We start from the raw sequence: 1,421 nt of genomic DNA on the forward strand, positions 1-1,421 counted from the left end.
TCTTTTACTTTTCCAGCGTCAAGCCCCTCTGCCAATAAAGGGGATATCAGCTGGAAACGCTGCACGGCCAATTCTTCTGATTTCTTGCGATCACTCATGATATACTCTCCTCTCTATGTCTATCATGAGTGTAAATCAGGGGTTATTGGACAAGGAATGCAGAACGGGTGTGTATCCAAAAATTAATATTTACGATGGGACGGACAATTCTTGTCAGCCATCCATTGGCATCTCCTGCCAAACGTCCTATCCTTTAAAGTGCAGTCCCCGAACCTTTGGACGTGAAATCCAGGGGGATGTTTCACTGTTTGGTCCTGACCATGATGGAAGTCAAACAACCAATCCAATAATCCACAAATTGATGAAACCAGCCTTGCCATCTCGAAAGGGTAGAATCATCAGCCGGAACAATGTGGGTGGATGGGTTCGTAAGAACGTTTTCGATACATTCAGCCTCATAGCGTTTATAAGGAATCAATAAATCTGGAAGTTCATGATGTATGGACTGACAATTGAATTGGTGCACTGTAATCTTCGGATGTTATATGTCTTACTCTATCCTGTATGATCCTTGGCTTTTCGATTCTTTGTACCTCTAACCAACATGTCTTTCCCGCAACAAGGGGAAGGGATCCTCCCCGCCCCCCTAACTAAAAACTCCAGTAAGAGTGTTTTCAATCAGCTGATAATTTGATACAATAACCATATACTTTTTTTGTGGGACGTCTCCTGTATAACTGTTGGCGCAGTTATACATTATGGGGACGTCTTTTCCTTTCTCTAAAATAAATGTCGAAATGTTTAGAATTCTATATGGACATTATAATCGACTAATTATGGACAGGCAATACCGTCAACTTTCGGAAATTTCGGGGTGTCAAAAACAAAAACATCCTCAAAAGGATTTTTAACATTTATGTTTAACCATTTTCCCCGGCATTTCATCTTTCCCGTTGATGTACTCTCCAGTAACCCCTATACCCCCCTGTAGTTCCATAGCTTCGCTTGTTATACAAGATCGTGTCCCAACCAGCCTCAAACATCTTTCTACAAGTAGGGGGAGAACAGTTTAGTTCACGAGATCTTAGTCCCACGCACCCGTACGTTCTACCCTGGCTACTGAAATAATAGGTCCTATAAAATCGAGTAGGAGGAGGTGACTAACCTCCGACCTCTCACACCACCGTACGTACCGTTCGGTATACGGCGGTTTCAATTAAGTCAAACGCAATGTTTGATATCTTATAAGCAAACTTTTGAGCCCTTGATTCGTCCAGTATTGGTTATCAAGGGTTCTATCTAAGATAGGACTTTTAGATACACTCCAGTAGCCCAATCTTGAATTTGCCCACTCCCACGCTTGGTTAGGTTTGATCCCTAACTTCGTTAGGTTTCTGTGTCTTGTTTTCACTTTCTTCCAC

The 1,421-nt window shown here is 42.2% G+C and carries 1 protein-coding gene and 1 pseudogene; both read right to left on the reverse strand.

All coding sequences use genetic code 11. The annotated features are described in order from the left end of the window. Positions 1–301: 301 nt before the first annotated feature. Positions 302–526 (reverse strand): DUF6431 domain-containing protein, encoded by a 225-nt coding sequence (locus tag BIV59_RS24155; RefSeq protein WP_240501965.1) that lies wholly within the window; start codon positions 524–526, stop codon positions 302–304. A 690-nt stretch (positions 527–1,216) separates the two neighbouring features. Next, positions 1,217–1,421: pseudogene (locus BIV59_RS23965) on the reverse strand (group II intron reverse transcriptase/maturase); the annotation flags it as partial.

The sequence above is a fragment of the Bacillus sp. MUM 13 genome (assembly GCF_001866725.1).
Classification (GTDB): Bacteria; Bacillota; Bacilli; order Bacillales; family DSM-1321; genus Peribacillus.